We start from the raw sequence: 18,135 nt of genomic DNA, 5'->3' as shown, positions 1-18,135 counted from the left end.
AAGTAAACTTAAAAGTAGCCTATTCTAAGAAATCCTTAAGACGCTTACTACGGCTTGGATGTCTTAATTTACGAAGTGCTTTTGCTTCAATTTGACGGATACGTTCTCTCGTTACGCCGAATACTTTCCCAACTTCTTCAAGCGTACGAGTTCGTCCATCATCTAAACCAAAACGAAGACGTAGAACATTTTCTTCACGATCTGTTAGTGTATCTAACACATCTTCTAATTGTTCTTTTAGCAATTCATACGCTGCATGGTCCGCAGGCGATGTTGCTTCTTGGTCTTCAATAAAATCACCTAAATGGGAGTCATCTTCTTCACCAATCGGTGTTTCAAGAGAAACTGGCTCCTGTGCAATTTTTAAAATTTCGCGTACTTTTTCTGGAGCAAGATCCATTTCTTCACCAATCTCTTCAGGAGATGGTTCGCGTCCTAAATCTTGTAGTAATTGACGTTGTACACGAATTAACTTATTAATCGTTTCAACCATATGAACTGGAATACGAATTGTTCGTGCTTGGTCTGCAATCGCACGTGTAATCGCTTGGCGAATCCACCAAGTTGCATACGTACTAAATTTGAAACCTTTACGATAATCGAACTTTTCAACCGCTTTAATTAGACCCATATTCCCTTCTTGGATTAAGTCTAAGAAAAGCATACCACGGCCTACGTAGCGCTTTGCAATACTTACTACAAGACGTAAGTTTGCTTCTGCAAGACGACGTTTCGCTTCTTCATCGCCTTCTTCAATACGCGTTGCAAGTCGAATTTCTTCTTCTGCAGATAGTAAATCTACACGACCAATTTCTTTTAAATACATACGAACAGGATCATTGATTTTAACCCCAGGTGGTACACTTAAATCATTAAGGTCGAATTCTTCTTCCGCTTTTGTAATTTGGCGATTATTAGGACCTTCGTCGTTATCATTGTCACCAACTAAGTCAATCCCTTGTTCACCTAAATATTCATAGTATTCATCCATTTGATCGGATTCAATTTCAAATCCATTCATGCGTTCTGCAATCTCTTCATATGTAAGAACGCCACGTTTTTTTCCGAGCTCAGTGAGTTGTTCTTTCACTTGCTCAAGGGTCATTTCAGTTTCAATTTGTTTAGAACGAGCTGGTTTGTCAGCCATCTGTTCCCCTCCTTACGCGAGATACAAACATTCATTATACTAAAAATTTATCAAAAAAGCTATTTTCTCGCTTTTTGATTTTGTAAATATGCTACATAATATTTAGCAGCCTCTACAGGATCTGTTTTTTCCATTTGTTTTACCTTAAAGATGATTTCCATCTTTTCAAGTTTTTCTTGATGACGGCTGAGCGTCTCTAAATGGCCTTGTAACACTTCTTCTGTGTATTCTGGATTAATAAATTCATCCGTCGAAATATCAGTGATAATATTTTTCAACTTCTCATCAGAGAGCCAACTTAAAAATGTTCCGACTGAAGGTTCATTTCCCTTTTCATAATATGCGTATAGTTCATATAAAATCCCTTTATGTTCTTCTGTATGAAAATCTTCTATGTGGGATTCCATACGAACAGCCACTTCTGGACTTTGCAACATATGATAAATAATTTCTCTTTCTGCCCTTTCAAAACCTGTTAACTTCGGTTTTGTTTGAACAATTTGAGACGGCTTAGAAACCTGCTTTACTTGTTTTTGCTGTACCTTTTGTTCTTTGCGATATTGGTGCAATTGATTCAAAAGAGTTTCCATTGAATACGAAAATTCTTGCGATAATGACTTCAAATATGATTCTGCCTGCATCGCATCCTGTAGCAACGATAACTCTTTTAAAACACTTTTCACATATTCTTCTTTGCCAGACTCATCTTGCAAATTTTTCCCTAAACGCAAATAATTTATTTTAAAACCAACAAAACTTATACTTGATTTCACAAGATTTTCAAAAGCAGTTGTCCCATATTGTTGCACATATTCATCAGGATCAAGCTTATCTGGCAAGGATGTAACTTTCACTTGGCAACCAACTTTTAGCAATAATTGCCCTGCTTTCATCGTTGCTTCTCGCCCTGCTTTATCACCATCATAGCAAAGAACAACAGTTTCAACGTTACGTCGCAGAAGTTTTGCTTGTTCTTCAGTTAAAGCTGTTCCCATTGTCGCGACAGCTTCTTCCACACCACTTTTTACCGCAGCCATTACGTCGGCATACCCTTCAAAAAGGACCACTTGCCCACGTTTTCTAATAAACGGCCTCGCTTGGTGGAAGTTATACAACAATTTACTTTTATGAAAAATCGGTGTTTCAGGGCTATTTAAATATTTCGGAGTGTCATCTCCTAATGCCCTTCCACTAAACGCTATCACTTTACCTTGTAACGTATAGATTGGAAACATAACTCTTCCACGGAAGCGATCATAATGACTACCATCCTTCTCGCTTCTTATGAGAAGACCAGCTTGTTCCATACTAGACAGCGATAAACCTCTTTTTTGTAAAATTTTCGTTGCTGCATCCCAAGCAGGTGACGCATAACCAATTTCAAACTTCTCAATCATCTCTTTCGTAATACCACGTTTTAACAAATACGAAAGTGCTTCATTTCCTTCTTCTGTATTTACTAATAAATGATGATAATACTTTTTCAAAAGTTCATGAGCCTGTTGCATGATGACAGTGTCATCAGATATGTCTTCTTGTTGTCCTTGCCCTGATGTATACTCTGCAACCGCCATTCCATTTCTTTCACCTAGCTTTTGAACAGCCTCGGTAAAAGCCAATCCTTCCATTTTCATTAGAAAGGAAAATACATTTCCACCTTCTCCACATCCGAAGCAATGAAAAATTTGCTTATCAGATGAAACAGAGAATGAAGGAGAATTCTCACCATGAAATGGACAAAGGCCGAAATAGTTACGCCCCTGTTTTCTAAGTTGAACGTATTCACCAATCACTTCTACAATATCCGATGACGTCCGAATCTGTTCAACAACTTCTTCGGGAATTCTGTTCCCCATAAATCCATCTCCGTGTCGTATTTTGTATTCGATAAAAATTAAAAAATTCCTTTATAATTCGACAATATTTTTTCTAAACTTATTAGAAAGTGTTGTCGATCACGTTATCAAACGATTTTGTAGGCCCTTTTCTGCGTAATTTCGCAGATACGTACCTACTATATAAAATTGTATCCATTTGCTCACCTGTTACAAATGTACCTCCTGGAGACAATACATATACACTTTTTTACAAGAAGACTAGCAAGCACCATATCCTATGTGATCACGAGATCTGTTTTTTGCATGTTGATACATATAAAAAATCAACTTTAGCTTATTCAGTATCTACATAGATCCAATTTCCCTTGCTTCTTCCTTAAACGATGAGCATACGATGTGACAAACAAAATTTCGACATGAACTTTCGTTCCAACTTGCACAGTTTTCAGCATTCACAGGCTATGCATCTGCATCAACTAATACGATATTGATGTTTTGCATATTTCTGTATTCTACATCCCTTCTGCGAATCCTTCCATAATGTGCGTTTTCTTGTATAGATTTTGTCGATTTAACGTAATTACATGTCTTTTCGTAAATCCTATCCCTAGTTTATTCTGAAAAATTAAAGTCTAAACGTAAAATATAGGTTTTTATCACAATTTTTTATTATAATATATTTTCTTCAACTACGCTACATATCCCTTTATTTTTTCATCTTCTATTTCAGGATAACGAAACCCTGCCTTTAGCATAATAAAAAGACAGAAGAATATAAGTATAACCACTCCGCTATAATCTATTACGAAATCAACAGGTATTATGTTTCTCACGAGCGAAAAAAGCACATTCACCTTTGGTAAATGTGCTAAAACAATTTTTGGTTTTGCACTGCATTCACAATAATGTTGGCTGTTTCTTCAATCGCTTTATTCGATACATCAATTACTTGACAATTTATTTTACCAACTACATTCTCAAAGTGATCAATTTCTTCTTTAATACGATTAATATTGGCATATGTTGCACCATCACTTAGTCCAAGTGATTTCAATCGCTCTTTTCGAATATGATTCAACTTCTCTGGCGTAATTTTCAAACCGAAGCATTTTTCTTTAGCCACTTGATATAACTCTTCAGGCGGATCTACTTCTGGTACGAGCGGTACATTAGCAACTTTCAAACGTTTGTTATGCGCTAAATATTGTGAAAGTGGTGTTTTTGATGTGCGCGAAATCCCAATCAACACGATATCTGCTTTTAAAATACCACGCGCGTCTCTACCATCATCATACTTTACAGCAAACTCAATCGCTTCAATCTTTTTAAAGTATTCTTCATCTAATCTACGAACAACACCCGGCTCATATCTTGGTACTTGCCCTGTAATTTCTTCAATTTGATCGATAAGAGGCCCGATAATATCATATGCCTCTACGCCTTCTTTCGCAGCCTCTGTCACTAAATACTGACGCATGTCAGGCTTTACTAACGTAAAACAAATAAGCGCTTGATTGCTCTTAGCAATCGAAATCACTTCTTTTAATGTCCCTGTATCTTCTACATACGGTACACGTCTAATATCAGGAGCAAATGGGAATTGCCCCATCGCTGCTCGAACAACCAAATCAGCCGTTTCTCCAACAGAGTCAGATACGACATATACGATTTTATTATCCATTATATTACCTCACTTTAAACAAATTACACTTATTCGTTATTTACTAAGTTTACAAACGCACGTGTAATATTTGTTTTTGTAATTCGTCCAATCACTTCTAAACCTTGCTTCGTATCTTTCACAACCGGCATCGCATCAATCTGTCTTTCTATTAATTCCATCGCAATATCATATAAAGAATCCTCTCTACGACACATCGTAATGTTTGGCATCCTTGTCATGATAATATTAACCGGAAGAGAGGTTAAATCCTGCTTTCCAAGGCTAGCTCTTAATAAATCTTTACGAGACACAACACCAACTAATAGAATCGCCTGATCTACAACAAATAAGGTACCTACGTCCTCTAAAAACATTGTACAAATCGCATCGTATACTGATACATTTTTATCAATTACAGCTGGTCTAGATTGATAATCTTGTACTTTAATTTTCTTAACAGCCTCAGATAATAGCTGCCCCCCGGTTTTACCCGTATAAAAATAACCTACGCGTGGACGCGCTTCTAAATAACCAGCCATCGTTAAAATTGCTAAGTCTGGTCTTAGCGTTGCACGTGTTAATCCTAATTGCGCAGCAATTGACTCCCCTGTAATAGGACCGTGATCTTTTACAATCTGAATGATATGTTCTTGCCGTTTATTCAGCTCTATGATAATCACCACCTTTAATGCACAACGAAAAAAGTTATACTATCTCTTAAATATTATATACTAAATATGCTATTTGAAAAAGATAGGATGTAAAAAGGACCGTATACGGCCCCAAATTATATTTGAAACTTATCAAGTTGTTCTAAGAAACGTCTTGACTTCAAATAAATCCCGCAATATTCATCATAATATGTATTCAATACTAAACGCATTTGTTTTTTTGTGCTATCCTTCACCGATACATTGCCAAGTCTATGTAAATCGAAGTGGTAGAAAAGACGTAATAATTTATGAACAGCTTCTCCCACTGGTATACGATACTGGTCTTGCTCAGCATGACGCGAGCACAGAAAACCGCCTTCCCGGACAGAGAAGGCGACAAAATCTGTTTCTTGATGACAAATCGCACATGTATCAAAGTACGGGCGCATCCCTAATACCGGAAGCATTTTCGTTTGATAAATTAATGATAATACTTCTGAATCAACACCCTCACACATATAATGCAACGTTTGATATAACATTTCAAATAAATATGGATTATGTTTTTTATCTTCTGTTGCTTTATCAGTTAACTCAACAATAAATGATGCATAAGCAGTTAAAAATATATCCTCGCGAATTTCTTTCATAGTTGAAATAATCTCGCCTTGTTGCAAAGTTCCAAGTCCAGATCCCATTTGAATAAGAAAATTACCATGGGTCATAAGTTGCGAAACAGATGCTAACCGGCTTTTCGGTTTTTTCGCTCCTCTTGCCATTGCACTTACCTTACCCAATTCTCTTGAGAATATTGTAACAATCTTGTTCGTTTCTCCGTAATCTGTCGTACGGATAACGATGCCCTCAACTTTTTGAAACATGTTCGTCACCATCCAAGGTTTGAACAAAACGGGTCAAGAAATTGGAGAGTCTAGATGCGCTAGCTCCTCTTCATGTTGATCCATCTCATCGTTTACGTCTTTTTCCATTTCTTTCAAAAGCAAGTACGTTTCAATGCTTCCTGTTTTGGAGAAAAACTTCCAGGTAAAATCTAGCATAAGAATCCACCTTTCTCAATAAGCGTAGCCTATAAACCAATTTCCTTTGTTGTTATTAAATTGACCCATTTTGTCCATTTTCATGTGAGAAAAATTTTTCCTAATTTATCAAAACTCATAAAAACCAATAATCAGCGGATGAACAAAACATCCGCTGATTACAGCTTTACTCTATTTTAGTACTCGTCTTCGCGGAAACCAAGGTCACGAAGCTGAGACATTTTATTACGCCAATCTTTTTGCACTTTTACCCATACTTCTAAAAATACTTTAGAACCAAGTAATGCTTCAATGTCAAAACGAGCTCGCTTACCGACTTCTTTTAACATCTTTCCTTGCTTACCTATAATAATTCCTTTTTGTGATGCACGTTCAACAACAATCGTTGCGTTTATATAAACCGCTCCGCCCTCACGTTTTTGAATTGCATCAATAACAACCGCTACAGAGTGCGGCACTTCTTCACGTGTTAAATGTAATACTTTTTCACGAATAAGCTCTGAAATAATAAATCGCTCTGGATGATCCGTTACTTGATTATCTGGGTAGTATTGCGGTCCTTCTGGTAAATACTTTTTAATTGTTCCAATTAAAGCATCCACATTATTTCCATCTAATGCAGAAATTGGTACAATCTCTGCAAATTCATATAGTTTACGGTATTGATCAATTAACTCTAATAATTGCTCTGGATGAAGTTGGTCAATTTTATTAATTACTAAAAATACTGGTTGTTTCGTTTCTTTTAATTTCTCAATAATGAATTCCTCACCACGACCAAATCCTTCAACTGCATTGACCATAAACAGAACAATATCAACTTCTTTTAATGTCGTTTGAGCCATCTTCACCATGAAGTCGCCTAATTTATGTTTAGGTTTATGTATTCCTGGTGTATCAATGAAAATTACTTGTGAATCATTTTCTGTATATACGCCTTGAATTTTATTACGAGTTGTTTGTGGCTTGTCACTCATAATGGCAATTTTCTGGCCGATAATACGATTTAAAAATGTAGATTTTCCAACATTCGGTCTGCCAATAATAGAGACAAAACCTGATTTATAACCTTTTCTATTCATGTAAATCCTCCGCTAAAAATGCTCCTGGTAACAATTCTCCAACTGTAGTCTCTTGAACGTCACCATGTAAATTTGATAGGTATACTTTCGTATCCTGTTTACATAATTCTACCATAACTTGTCGGCATGCTCCACAAGGAGGTACCGGACGCTTTGTATCCGCTACAACTGCAATAGCTACAAACTCTTTATCTCCTTCAGAAATCGCCTTAAATAAAGCTGTTCTTTCTGCACAGTTACATAAACCATATGATGCATTTTCAACATTACATCCACGATATACTTTTCCATCCTGTGTTAATAATGCTGCACCTACTTGAAATTTAGAATATGGTACGTACGCTTGTTTACGCGCTTCGATTGCTTCTTGAATTAATTGTTTACTATTCATATTCCCGCATCCTTCCTGTCCACAGCTGTGAATAAGATACACTCTCTTATTAAAGGCCTTTACAGCACTTTCAAAGCTTCATAAAAGCTTTGGAATGCAACTATACCACATACGGCAAAAAGATAATAGCACCAATTATAACGGCTATTATCGCAAACAATAAAACCGATCCGGCTGCGACATCCTTTGCAATTTTCGCAAACGGATGTATATCGGTAGTCGCTAAATCTACTGTTTTCTCCACAGCCGTATTTACCATCTCTAAACTCATTACAATTCCTATTACAATAAGTAATACCATCCACTCTACTTTCGTAATATGGACATAAAAGCCGCAGCATATAACAATGACTGCGGCTAAATAATGAATTTTCATATTTCGTTCATGACGAAGACAAAAGAATATACCTGCTATAGCATATCCAAAACTATTTATAAGTTTTCCTTTTTTCATCGACCTAATCCAAATGCCTCTAAAATTTCTTTTTGTCTTCCAAACATTTCTTTTTCATCCTCTTCTGTCATGTGGTCATAACCAAGTAAATGTAAAAAGCCATGTAACGCTAAAAAGCCAAGTTCACGATCAAAAGAATGTCCATACTCTTCAGCTTGTTCTTTCGCTCTCGGAATAGAAATAATAAGGTCACCTAACATACGTGGCATCTCTGCACCTACAATTTCCATTTCTCCTTCTCCCATTTCTTCCATAGCAAAGGAAATGACATCAGTAGGCTGATCCTTATCTCGGTAATCACGATTAATCTCGCGAATGCGTTCGTTATCTACAAATGTCACTGATAACTCCGCACCATCCTCTATTTTTTCCATTTGAGCTGCTTTTTCTAATATCTCACGAATTAAATTCACATATTCTTCTTTCACTTCTTCTGTTTCATCAATGAAATCAATTAATAAACTCATTCTTTCTCCTTCTCTTCCGGTGGTTCCGGATATGTAATACGCGAATGGAAAATACCATTTAACGTTTCACATAACGTTTTTCCAACGATTTGTAGTTCCTTAAACGTCAAATCACATTCACTAAATTGCCCATCTTGCAGGCGATCTTTAATAATACTTTGTACTAAATTATTAATTTGATCTGGCGTTGGGTGATTCATAGAACGTACCGCCGCCTCAACACTATCAGCAATACCAACAATTGCCGACTCTTTAGAAGTTGCTTTTGATCCCGGATAGCGAAACATCTCTTCTGTATATTTTTCTTTATCTTCTTTAATCGCCTTATAATAAAAATATTTAAGTAATGTTGTACCATGGTGTTGTCCAGCAATATCGATAATTTCTTGCGGAATATGGTATTCTTCGAGCATTCTGACTCCATCTGTTACATGAGCAATGATAATATCTTTACTCGTCACAGGATCTAATTTGTCATGTGGATTTTCAATTCCCATCTGGTTTTCAATAAAGAATTGCGGTTGTACTGTTTTTCCTACATCATGATAATACGCCCCTACACGTGCTAATACACCATTTGCTCCAACCGCTTCACACGCTGCCTCAGAAAGATTCGCTACCATTACACTGTGGTGATACGTTCCTGGCGCTTCTAACAAAATTCTACGTAAAAGCGGATGATTCGGACTTGATAGTTCCATAAGCTTCATGCTTGATACAATTCCAAGTCCACTCTCTAAATACGGTAATATCCCCATAGCCAAAACGGATGAGATAATTCCTGAAACGGAAGCCATCAATAATTGCGTTCCAATTTCAAGAGGTGAAAAATTCCCATTACGTAATAATAATAACGCCGCTAAGACGACCACATTTAAGATAGAAACGAGTATACCAGCTTGCAAAATCATCGTACGACGATTTTTTTCTCTTAAGAAAATGCTTACTGATAATGAACTTAACAACACATAAATACCTACACTATAATTCAGTGTACTTGTTACCCCTTCATTAAACATAATACTTCCGCACACAGAAAAAATCATACTTGTTAAAAATACAAACCGATCGCCAATCATTAGTTTTACAAGTATTGTTCCCATCGCAACCGGAACAACATACGCAATTCCTGCATATTCAAGCTTTTGAAACAAACTAATCGTTTTCATTAAAACAATCGTGATAGATAAAATTGTAATATACGCTAAAATATACGGTCTATCTTCTCTTTTACGCTGTAAAAATACTTCAAACTGCTTATGCATAAAGTACAGTAACACACCAATGAGCACTGCTAATCCAACATAAGGCTGAAAACTATTACCTTTCTCTAATAAACCGACTAATTTCAACTGATTATACATATCACTTGAAATTGTTTCACCTTCTCTAACAATAACTTGTCCTTGAAGAATATAAACAGGTGGAATTAAATCTTCTTCCGCTTTCTTCTTCTCTTTCGTTACAACCGGATCATAAAAATAATTTGCTGTAATCGCATATGATCCTAGCGCGTTCACAGCTTCCTTCAATCCACTATTCACATTGAGGCTTTTCATTTCATTAACAAATCGCTCTTTTGCTGCTATTTCTTCGGACATTTTAATATTTCCACCCATAATAACACTAATAGACGTTAGAGCCGCGTTCTTTGCTAATTCTAATTGATCCGGTTCTGCATTAATAAAATATAATAAATTCTCATCCGATAATTCCTTTGTTAAATTAGATGGCAACTTCTTCTTCAATTTTTCTAATTTATTTGCATCGGTCATCTTTTTTTGCTCTTCAGGTCCAGCAGCTTTCATCTCTTGAATTGCTTCATTTACCTTAGCAAAAACATCATTTACAATATCTACTCTATTTTGTTTATATTCACTTCTATATGTATATTGATCCCCAACTTTTTGAGCGGCCTCTTGTTTTTTTCTGTCCGTTATAACCTTATCTTCAATTTTAATAGGAGAATGAATTGTTTTTTTCGCAATAGAATACATATCAACATCTAATTGCTCTGGTTTTACATTATTCATAAGTGCAAAAAACAGCACTGCTCCTAATAAAACGTAAGAAATCCAACTTAGTTTTTTCGAATGTTGTAAATTACGAAACCACTTAGAAATTTCTTCAGATCTTAACATGATTTCAATACCTTCTCCTCTCCAGAAATAAAGTGAAACTATTTATAGCTTTCATTTCTTCTAGCCAACGATACTTTTAAGTAACATTTTGATACACCAGCACCTATAGTTTATTTCTCTTATCTTTTATGATAGTAAAAAATATGCCGTTCGCCAACCTTAATACAAAAAGAAATGATCCTGACAAATAGGATCATTCCATTTTATCATATGCCTCAATAATACGTTGCACCAGCGGATGCCTCACAACGTCCGTTTGTTCTAATGTAATGAATGAAAGACCTGATACACCAGATAAAATGTTAGAAGCTAGCGAAAGCCCTGATTTTACCCCTTTTGGTAAGTCTACTTGTGAAGGGTCCCCCGTAATAACCATTTTAGAACTAAAACCTAATCTAGTTAAAAACATTTTTATTTGTGCACCCGTTGTATTTTGCGCTTCATCTAAAATAACAAATGAATCATCGAGCGTACGCCCTCTCATATAAGCAAGAGGTGCAATTTCAATTACCCCTCGCTCCATCATACGTTGCGTATATTCTTGTCCAAGAATATCGTGCAAAGCATCATACAATGGACGTAAATACGGATCTACCTTCTCTTTCAAATCTCCTGGTAAAAAACCTAAACTTTCTCCAGCTTCTACAGCCGGTCTCGTTAAAATAATTTTCTTTACATACCCTTGCTTTAAAGCTCTCACAGCCATTACTACAGCTAAGTATGTTTTCCCAGTCCCAGCAGGTCCCATTCCAAATACAATATCATTCTTCTTCATTGCATGAATATATCTTCTTTGCCCCATTGTTTTTACACGAATGGATTTACCTTTTGCCGTTTTAAAGATTTCTTCTTCATATAACTCTTCAAATTGAGCAATTTTCCCTTGTTGTGCGAGCTGAATTGCATACGCAACATCTCTTTCTGTAATTGATATACCTTTTCGAATAACAACAAGTAATTGCTGTAAGATTTTTTCTACGAGTGTCACAGTTTCAACTGCTCCAGATACATGAACAGTTTCACCTCTAGTTACAATCGATACATTCAATTCCCGTTCAATTACTTTCAAATGAGCATCATTGACTCCAAAAAGAGCGATTGCTTCGTTAGCATTTTCCAATTGTTGGTTCATTTCTACTAATTGTTCTGCCATTACTCAGTCTCCTTGAATATCGGATTCGGATATTGGTTGTGGCTCTGCAATATTTTCGATCACAGTATAATGCAATGTGACTTTTAGTTGATCCGCCTCAACCTCTTTACTCAAAATCTTATCACTTACAATCATAGCATGTTCATCCAATTTTTTCTTTAGTTCTTTTTCAGCCATCTCTTTCGCTACTTTCATTGCCTGTTTTTCTGTATATTCCCGATTCGCTTCTTCCTCTTCTCGTACAATATCTTTTTCATACGCGATCGGCAGTGTAAAACCAAATAGTTTCACATCGTGTTTTACACTTTCAGTACGAGAGCGTTTATACTTATCATGTTGAAATCCCCATATTTTTATTTTCGCACTCCCAAATGTAAGGTAATGCTCATTATATGCATTGCCAGTATATACTTGAAATTGCGTCTTTAGTGGTACACTCACCTCAGATGTGTACCACGTTTCTCCATATACAATACCTTTCGCCGAAACAATCGTCGGACTCTCCTCATTACCGTATATCCCTGATACGAGAAGCTGTCCTTTTTCGACATGATCATTTTTCAAGACAACTGGTTTTCCTACTTCAACAAATGTTTTTGTCACAATCGCTTCTTTTTTTGCAACTAAATTTTGCGGCCTTTGTTCCTTTTCTTTTTTCGGCTCGTTTTTTTCAACAATTTTAAAATGGTACGTCGTTCCTCTTATTTCTAATCCCGCCCAAGTAATCGCATTAATATTGTCTGTCAAATGACGTTGTACATCTTCTACATTAGGCATTTGGAATTGTAATTTTCCTTTTTTAATACCCATTTTGTCCAATTCTTTCATCAATATATATTCTGTTTCAGGTTTCGCTCCTGTAATTTCAATTTTCCAAACCATATTGGATAATGCAATCATGCCAAAAAAGAAAATTAAAAAACCAATTAAGAATCCACTATTTTTAATTAAACGCTTATTCAAAAAAGGAAAACCGTAACGCCCAATAAAATATAGTTTACATTCATTTTTTCTATAAATTGGTTTTATTTTCTTCACATCTCGTAATAACATACAAAAAACTAACGTTTCATCAGCAATCTTCTTAACATCCCAAACTAATAATTTTCTACGTACACATTCGTTAACGAACCGTTCTGCACCTCTACCTTCAATTCGTACTTTTACATATCCAAGCCACTTTATAAACCATTTATTTTTCATCTACTATCTCCACTACCTTTCCAAAAGTATACACACTACTTTTTTCACTTTAATTAGCAAAATAGCTCGTACGAAAATGAAATAAAGAGTTCTACCACCCATAAATAGCGAGATAAACTGAATAGTAAGGTCGAATCACGAAAATAACGAAGAAAAACTTCACATATGGAAGTTTCCCTCACTCCTCTTTTTTTTCGTTTTCTAAAAATGTCACTTGCTCAATTATTCCTTCAAGCAAAAGTTCTTCTGGAAGGATTGTTTTAATAATAAAGGATTGCCCTTTAATTAATAATTGACCGTGCTTTAATAACAATCTTACTTCTTTATCTGAAAACACTAATAAACCCCGATGATTTTCTATATAGATATGCACTTGCCCAACAAGCGTGATCCGAGGTAGATCCATTAGCACATCCACTGGCAGGTCTATTTGCTTTGTTAACCAATTCTTCATTTGTTCTAATTTTTTCATCTCAAAAGACCCCCTCTCATCCCATATGTATGAAAAAAGAGCTTGTAATATCACGTCCAAACTGAAAAAAAGCATAAAAAAACGTCTCATACGAAATGAGACGTTTTTTTATGCTAATAGCTGGATAACCAACTTATTCACAAGTGATCCGTCTGTTTTACCTTTTACTTTCGGCATAACAGCAGTCATCACCTTACCCATATCTGCTTTAGAAGTTGCACCAACTTCAGAAATAACTTGCTTAATTACATTCGCTAGTTCTTCTTCTGTTAATTGCTCCGGCAAATATGCGCTTAAAATCTGAATTTCACTTTGCAGTTTATTAACAAGGTCTTCACGACCAGCTTTTTTAAATTCAAGGAGGGAGTCCTTATACTGTTTTACTTCACGAGCTAAAACTGTTAATTCCTCTTCTTCAGTAAGAGTATGTTGCAGTTTAATACCTTCATTTTGTAAAGCAGCCTTAACCATACGAATAACGGTTAATTTTTCTTTTTGTTTATTCTTCATCGCTTGTTTCATATCATCGTTTAAACGACCGAGAAGACTCATCACTTACACCCTCTCTTAGAATTTACGCTTTCTTGCCGCTTCAGATTTCTTCTTACGTTTTACACTTGGTTTTTCATAAAACTCGCGCTTTCTTGCTTCAGCAAGTGTACCAGTTTTAGAAACCGATCTTTTAAAACGGCGAAGTGCATCCTCCAAAGACTCGTTTTTACGAACGACTGTTTTTGACATTCTCTTTCCCTCCCTCCGAAACATCACACTTACATACTAATTTCAGCATGCAAAAAGAAACCCTTCTTCAGCATGTCTTTTACGATTATAATACATTTTATCACTTCAGGTCAACTATTTGGCAGAATAAAAGAAGAATAGATGCCCTTTCCTGTTCAAAAGCTACGTAGATAGCTATTATCCTTTTCCCCTGAAGACAACTATGTTTTTATCATTACATCTTTTTTAATGCAGGAATGTACGAAACAACTACTCATTCGACGTACCTGCCTTTTTCAGTACTTAACTTCTCCACGAAAAAAAGAAAGCATGCAAATCGTTTCCGTTTGCATGCTTTTTTTATCCCGCTATTTGCCGGGCAGTAAGACCCCCCACCTCAAAATTCAGCACAAGCAAAGAACTTAGGTAGGAATCCGGCTGATAATTAGTGGGGAGGAACAAAAACCCCACTCATTAAAGTTTCATTTTATGCGCTTGCTGATTCTTTTTTTACATCATCTTCAAGAACACGAACAAATTGCGCTTCGTTATATGGATAACCAGCTTTCGTAATTTTCACTTTCACTAGCTTACCAATTAACTCTTCTGATCCTTCAAATACAATTTTTAAGTAGTTATCCGTATAGCCTACATATAACCCTTTACGGTCGCCCTCTTTAAATTGCTCTTCCGGAATGATTTCAAGCACTTCCCCTTCAAACTGTGATGCATACTCTTTCGCTAATTGGTTAGATAGTTCAATTAAACGATGAACACGATCATTCTTCACATCTTCAGGAACTTGATCTTCCATACGCGCTGCAGGTGTTCCTGTACGCTTTGAGTAAGGGAATACGTGTAACTCAGAGAAGCGATTCTCTTTAATGAAATTGTATGTTTCCATGAATTCTTCTTCTGTTTCACCTGGGAAACCAACAATTACATCCGATGTAATCGCAAGGCCTGGTAACGCTTCTTTCAATCGATCTAAACGCTCTTGGAAAAATTCCATCGTATACTTACGACGCATACGCTTTAATACAGTATTAGATCCAGATTGCAATGGAATGTGCAAGTGACGTACAACTACTTCAGACTTATCTAACACTTCAATTACTTCATCTGAAATCTGACTCGCTTCAATAGAAGAAATACGTAGACGTTTTAATCCGCCTACTTCCGCTTCCATATCACGAAGTAATCCAGCTAAGTTATAATCTTTAATATCTTCACCGTACCCACCTGTATGAATACCTGTTAATACGATTTCTTTATAACCTGCATCTACTAATTGCTGCGCTTGTTTAATAACTTCTTTTCCATCACGAGAACGCATTAAACCACGTGCCCAAGGAATGATACAAAATGTACAGAAATTATTACAACCCTCTTGTATTTTTAAAGATGCACGTGTACGATCCGTGAAATAAGGTACATCCAGTTCTTCGTATACACGTGTTTTCATAATATTGCGGACAGCATTAATTGGTTGACGCTCTTTGCGGAATTCTTCGATGTATCCTAACATCTTTTCACGATCCTGTGTACCAACTACAATATCTACGCCTGGAATCGCCATAATTTCCGCTGGAGATGTTTGTGCATAACATCCCGTTACACAAATAACCGCATCCGGATTTTGACGAACAGCACGTCTAATAACTTGACGGCTTTTCTTATCTCCCGTATTCGTTACTGTACACGTATTAATAACATATACATCAGCTTTCTTTTCATATTCAGTTCTTTCATATCCACCTTGTTTAAACAATTGCCAAATGGCCTCTGTTTCATAGTGGTTTACTTTACAACCTAACGTATGGAACGCAACAGTTGACATTGATCATCACCCCATCAATTCAAAATGATACGAAGCAGCACTTAACGCGTATAACGGCGCCGTTTCTGTTCTTAAAATTCTTGGTCCTAAACTACATGGTACAAATTTATGTTCACGAAGCGTAGTAATCTCTTCCTCCGCTAAACCACCTTCTGGTCCAAATACAATCAATAGTTTTTGGCCTGGTTTCATCGTCGTTAAAGCTTTAGCAAAATTGGATTTCTCACCTTGTTTTGCTTCCTCTTCGTACGCAACAAGACATACATCATACTCATTACTCATTGAAAGCAATTGCTTAAATGATGCCGGAGCATGCACTTCTGGAATTTCGCTTCTATGCGATTGTTCCGCAGCTTCTTTCACAATTTTTCTTAAACGCTCAACTTTTTTATCAGCCTTTTTCGCATCCCATTTTACAATAGAGCGAGATGCTTGAAATGGTAAAAATGCGGCCGCCCCAAGCTCAGTTCCTTTTTGGAAAATTAACTCTAGCTTGTCTCCTTTTGGCAGTCCACTTGCAATCGTCACGAAAACAGGAAGTTCACTTGACGCCTCTACCCATTCTACAATAGCCGTATTAATAAATTCACTGGTAATTTCATCAATTGAACATATTGCTGTTTTTCCGTTTACACAGCAATAAATGTGATCTCCAGCTGACATACGCATCACTCTTGCGATATGATGTACGTCATCACCTACAATGCGAATACTTGTCTCATTTACATATTTCTCTTCTACAAAATAACGTTGCATATAATCACCTTAGTAGAGTTTCGTTCCTTTCGTAAGTCAACACTTACGAAAAGAACGAAACGTTATCATTTTTTCATATAACAAACGGCAAGTCCCTCACCTTATAGTGAGAGACTCCCCCTTTTCATTATAAACTAAAATCTATATTACGCATTTCGTGCAATAATTGCTACCCAATCTTCCATTCGTAATACTTCTTCAATTGTAAATCCAGCTTTTTCTAGCGCTTCAGAAATTATCTTTTCCTTCGCTGCAATAATGCCCGATGTAATAAATAATCCGCCCGACTTCACAACTCTTGCTGCATCCTCAGGGAATAAAAGAATAATTTCTGCTAATAAGTTAGCTACGATTAAATCAACAGGACCTTCAATACCTTCTAAAAGACTATTTTGCCCAACAGACACGATATCATCTGTTTTATTTAAACGTACATTCATTTCTGCACTTTCCACTGCAACCGGATCTAAATCATACGCTTGAACAGAAGACGCACCTAATTTTGCCGCTGCAATACTAAGTACACCAGAACCTGTTCCTACATCAATGACAGTATCACCTGGCTGAACTGTTTTTTCTAAAGCACGAATACACATCGTTGTTGTCGGATGAGTTCCTGTTCCAAATGCCATACCTGGATCTAATTCAATAATTTTTTCTTCCGGAGAAGCTGGTGTATATTCTTCCCACGTCGGCACAATTGTGAATGTATCAGAAATTTGTACTGGATGGTAATATTTTTTCCAAGCAGTAGCCCAATCTTCTTCATTGACTTCGTTAACGGTAATATTTCCAGTACCAATTTCGATGTCGTAAGATGGAAGCATATCAATAGATGATTTTACACCCGCAATCGTTTCCTGTAAAGAATCCGTTTGTGGGAAATATGCTTTTATTAATACACCTTCTGCCGGATATTCATCTGGGTTCAATGCATAAATTTCACCATATTGTTGCTCGCGCTCTTTCGTCAACTCCGCTGGATCCTCAATCGCAACTCCACTAGCACCAGCTTCATGTAAAATATGAGAGACAGCTTCTACTGCTTCTTCTGTTGTATGAATACTAACTTCTGACCATTTCACAATTTACCAACT

The 18,135-nt window shown here is 36.3% G+C and carries 19 protein-coding genes; all 19 read right to left on the bottom strand.

The genetic code is table 11. From position 1 onward, the window contains the following. Positions 1-19: 19 nt before the first annotated feature. The 19 genes from rpoD to prmA all read right to left on the bottom strand — a co-directional run bounded on the left by rpoD (position 20) and on the right by prmA (position 18,123). Positions 20-1,147 (bottom strand): RNA polymerase sigma factor RpoD, encoded by a 1,128-nt coding sequence (gene rpoD, locus ACUN0F_RS11520; RefSeq protein WP_000764061.1) that lies wholly within the window; start codon positions 1,145-1,147, stop codon positions 20-22. A 59-nt stretch (positions 1,148-1,206) separates the two neighbouring features. Beyond that, positions 1,207-3,003 carry a DNA primase gene (gene dnaG, locus ACUN0F_RS11515; RefSeq protein WP_000528234.1) on the bottom strand — a complete coding sequence of 599 codons (1,797 nt, stop codon included), beginning with the start codon at positions 3,001-3,003 and terminating at the stop codon, positions 1,207-1,209. 850 nt (positions 3,004-3,853) lie between these two features. After that, entirely contained in the window at positions 3,854-4,666 is an 813-nt protein-coding gene (locus tag ACUN0F_RS11510) for a pyruvate, water dikinase regulatory protein (protein ID WP_000368941.1), read from the bottom strand. Positions 4,667-4,695: 29 nt separating this feature from the next. Beyond that, entirely contained in the window at positions 4,696-5,328 is a 633-nt protein-coding gene (locus ACUN0F_RS11505; RefSeq protein ID WP_000583754.1) for a helix-turn-helix transcriptional regulator, read from the bottom strand. A gap of 107 nt (positions 5,329-5,435) precedes the next feature. Continuing rightward, on the bottom strand, positions 5,436-6,182 hold the full coding sequence (gene recO, locus ACUN0F_RS11500; protein ID WP_000487012.1) for a DNA repair protein RecO: 747 nt from the start codon (positions 6,180-6,182) through the stop codon (positions 5,436-5,438). A 33-nt stretch (positions 6,183-6,215) separates the two neighbouring features. Then, the gene (locus tag ACUN0F_RS11495; RefSeq protein WP_000883924.1) at positions 6,216-6,359 is read right to left on the bottom strand and encodes a YqzL family protein; all 144 of its coding nucleotides are present in this window, start codon (positions 6,357-6,359) and stop codon (positions 6,216-6,218) included. Between the two features lie 176 nt (positions 6,360-6,535). Then, a complete protein-coding gene (gene era / locus ACUN0F_RS11490; protein ID WP_001080239.1) occupies positions 6,536-7,441 on the bottom strand; it encodes a GTPase Era in 906 nt (301 codons plus the stop codon). Next, entirely contained in the window at positions 7,434-7,832 is a 399-nt protein-coding gene (locus tag ACUN0F_RS11485; protein ID WP_001086293.1) for a cytidine deaminase, read from the bottom strand. The genes era and ACUN0F_RS11485 overlap by 8 nt, the downstream gene beginning before the upstream one ends. Before the next feature lie 100 nt (positions 7,833-7,932). Next, complete coding sequence (locus ACUN0F_RS11480) at positions 7,933-8,286, bottom strand: diacylglycerol kinase family protein (RefSeq protein ID WP_445539510.1); 354 nt, start codon at positions 8,284-8,286, stop codon at positions 7,933-7,935. Then, the gene (gene ybeY, locus ACUN0F_RS11475; RefSeq protein WP_000054689.1) at positions 8,283-8,753 is read right to left on the bottom strand and encodes an rRNA maturation RNase YbeY; all 471 of its coding nucleotides are present in this window, start codon (positions 8,751-8,753) and stop codon (positions 8,283-8,285) included. The genes ACUN0F_RS11480 and ybeY overlap by 4 nt, the downstream gene beginning before the upstream one ends. Next, entirely contained in the window at positions 8,750-10,894 is a 2,145-nt protein-coding gene (locus ACUN0F_RS11470; protein ID WP_046956328.1) for an HD family phosphohydrolase, read from the bottom strand. The genes ybeY and ACUN0F_RS11470 overlap by 4 nt, the downstream gene beginning before the upstream one ends. A 193-nt stretch (positions 10,895-11,087) precedes the next feature. Further along, entirely contained in the window at positions 11,088-12,047 is a 960-nt protein-coding gene (locus tag ACUN0F_RS11465; protein WP_445539509.1) for a PhoH family protein, read from the bottom strand. A 3-nt stretch (positions 12,048-12,050) separates the two neighbouring features. Next, on the bottom strand, positions 12,051-13,250 hold the full coding sequence (yqfD, locus tag ACUN0F_RS11460) for a sporulation protein YqfD (RefSeq protein WP_000792473.1): 1,200 nt from the start codon (positions 13,248-13,250) through the stop codon (positions 12,051-12,053). Positions 13,251-13,428: 178 nt separating this feature from the next. Continuing rightward, a complete protein-coding gene (gene yqfC / locus ACUN0F_RS11455; RefSeq protein ID WP_000732264.1) occupies positions 13,429-13,722 on the bottom strand; it encodes a sporulation protein YqfC in 294 nt (97 codons plus the stop codon). A 108-nt stretch (positions 13,723-13,830) separates the two neighbouring features. Further along, positions 13,831-14,274 carry a GatB/YqeY domain-containing protein gene (locus ACUN0F_RS11450; RefSeq protein ID WP_000054579.1) on the bottom strand — a complete coding sequence of 148 codons (444 nt, stop codon included), beginning with the start codon at positions 14,272-14,274 and terminating at the stop codon, positions 13,831-13,833. A gap of 15 nt (positions 14,275-14,289) precedes the next feature. Beyond that, entirely contained in the window at positions 14,290-14,463 is a 174-nt protein-coding gene (gene rpsU / locus ACUN0F_RS11445; RefSeq protein ID WP_000048061.1) for a 30S ribosomal protein S21, read from the bottom strand. 466 nt (positions 14,464-14,929) lie between these two features. Then, positions 14,930-16,282, bottom strand: a complete 1,353-nt coding sequence (mtaB, locus tag ACUN0F_RS11440) for a tRNA (N(6)-L-threonylcarbamoyladenosine(37)-C(2))-methylthiotransferase MtaB (protein ID WP_000108688.1) — start codon at positions 16,280-16,282, stop codon at positions 14,930-14,932. A gap of 6 nt (positions 16,283-16,288) precedes the next feature. After that, the gene (locus ACUN0F_RS11435; RefSeq protein ID WP_001190150.1) at positions 16,289-17,038 is read right to left on the bottom strand and encodes a 16S rRNA (uracil(1498)-N(3))-methyltransferase; all 750 of its coding nucleotides are present in this window, start codon (positions 17,036-17,038) and stop codon (positions 16,289-16,291) included. 146 nt (positions 17,039-17,184) lie between these two features. After that, positions 17,185-18,123: a 50S ribosomal protein L11 methyltransferase gene (gene prmA / locus ACUN0F_RS11430; protein ID WP_000872122.1), complete on the bottom strand. Its 939-nt coding sequence runs from the start codon at positions 18,121-18,123 to the stop codon at positions 17,185-17,187. Positions 18,124-18,135 lie beyond the last annotated feature (12 nt).

Source organism: Bacillus sp. 1A, assembly GCF_052682215.1.
Note: the sequence above shows the minus strand (reverse complement) of the source record. Positions and strands in the feature narration are given on the sequence as shown.

Excerpts from the sequence above, each read along its gene's own strand:
- ybeY (WP_000054689.1), bottom strand. The coding sequence starts at position 8,753 with ATGAGTTTATTAATTGATTTCATTGATGAAACAGAAGAAGTGAAAGAA.
- ACUN0F_RS11450 (WP_000054579.1), bottom strand. The coding sequence starts at position 14,274 with ATGAGTCTTCTCGGTCGTTTAAACGATGATATGAAACAAGCGATGAAG.
- era (WP_001080239.1), bottom strand. The coding sequence starts at position 7,441 with ATGAATAGAAAAGGTTATAAATCAGGTTTTGTCTCTATTATTGGCAGA.
- rpsU (WP_000048061.1), bottom strand. The coding sequence starts at position 14,463 with ATGTCAAAAACAGTCGTTCGTAAAAACGAGTCTTTGGAGGATGCACTT.
- ACUN0F_RS11485 (WP_001086293.1), bottom strand. The coding sequence starts at position 7,832 with ATGAATAGTAAACAATTAATTCAAGAAGCAATCGAAGCGCGTAAACAA.
- yqfD (WP_000792473.1), bottom strand. The coding sequence starts at position 13,250 with ATGAAAAATAAATGGTTTATAAAGTGGCTTGGATATGTAAAAGTACGA.
- dnaG (WP_000528234.1), bottom strand. The coding sequence starts at position 3,003 with ATGGGGAACAGAATTCCCGAAGAAGTTGTTGAACAGATTCGGACGTCA.
- yqfC (WP_000732264.1), bottom strand. The coding sequence starts at position 13,722 with ATGAAAAAATTAGAACAAATGAAGAATTGGTTAACAAAGCAAATAGAC.
- ACUN0F_RS11495 (WP_000883924.1), bottom strand. The coding sequence starts at position 6,359 with ATGCTAGATTTTACCTGGAAGTTTTTCTCCAAAACAGGAAGCATTGAA.
- recO (WP_000487012.1), bottom strand. The coding sequence starts at position 6,182 with ATGTTTCAAAAAGTTGAGGGCATCGTTATCCGTACGACAGATTACGGA.
- mtaB (WP_000108688.1), bottom strand. The coding sequence starts at position 16,282 with ATGTCAACTGTTGCGTTCCATACGTTAGGTTGTAAAGTAAACCACTAT.
- rpoD (WP_000764061.1), bottom strand. The coding sequence starts at position 1,147 with ATGGCTGACAAACCAGCTCGTTCTAAACAAATTGAAACTGAAATGACC.
- ACUN0F_RS11480 (WP_445539510.1), bottom strand. The coding sequence starts at position 8,286 with ATGAAAAAAGGAAAACTTATAAATAGTTTTGGATATGCTATAGCAGGT.
- ACUN0F_RS11435 (WP_001190150.1), bottom strand. The coding sequence starts at position 17,038 with ATGCAACGTTATTTTGTAGAAGAGAAATATGTAAATGAGACAAGTATT.
- ACUN0F_RS11470 (WP_046956328.1), bottom strand. The coding sequence starts at position 10,894 with ATGTTAAGATCTGAAGAAATTTCTAAGTGGTTTCGTAATTTACAACAT.
- ACUN0F_RS11510 (WP_000368941.1), bottom strand. The coding sequence starts at position 4,666 with ATGGATAATAAAATCGTATATGTCGTATCTGACTCTGTTGGAGAAACG.
- ACUN0F_RS11465 (WP_445539509.1), bottom strand. The coding sequence starts at position 12,047 with ATGGCAGAACAATTAGTAGAAATGAACCAACAATTGGAAAATGCTAAC.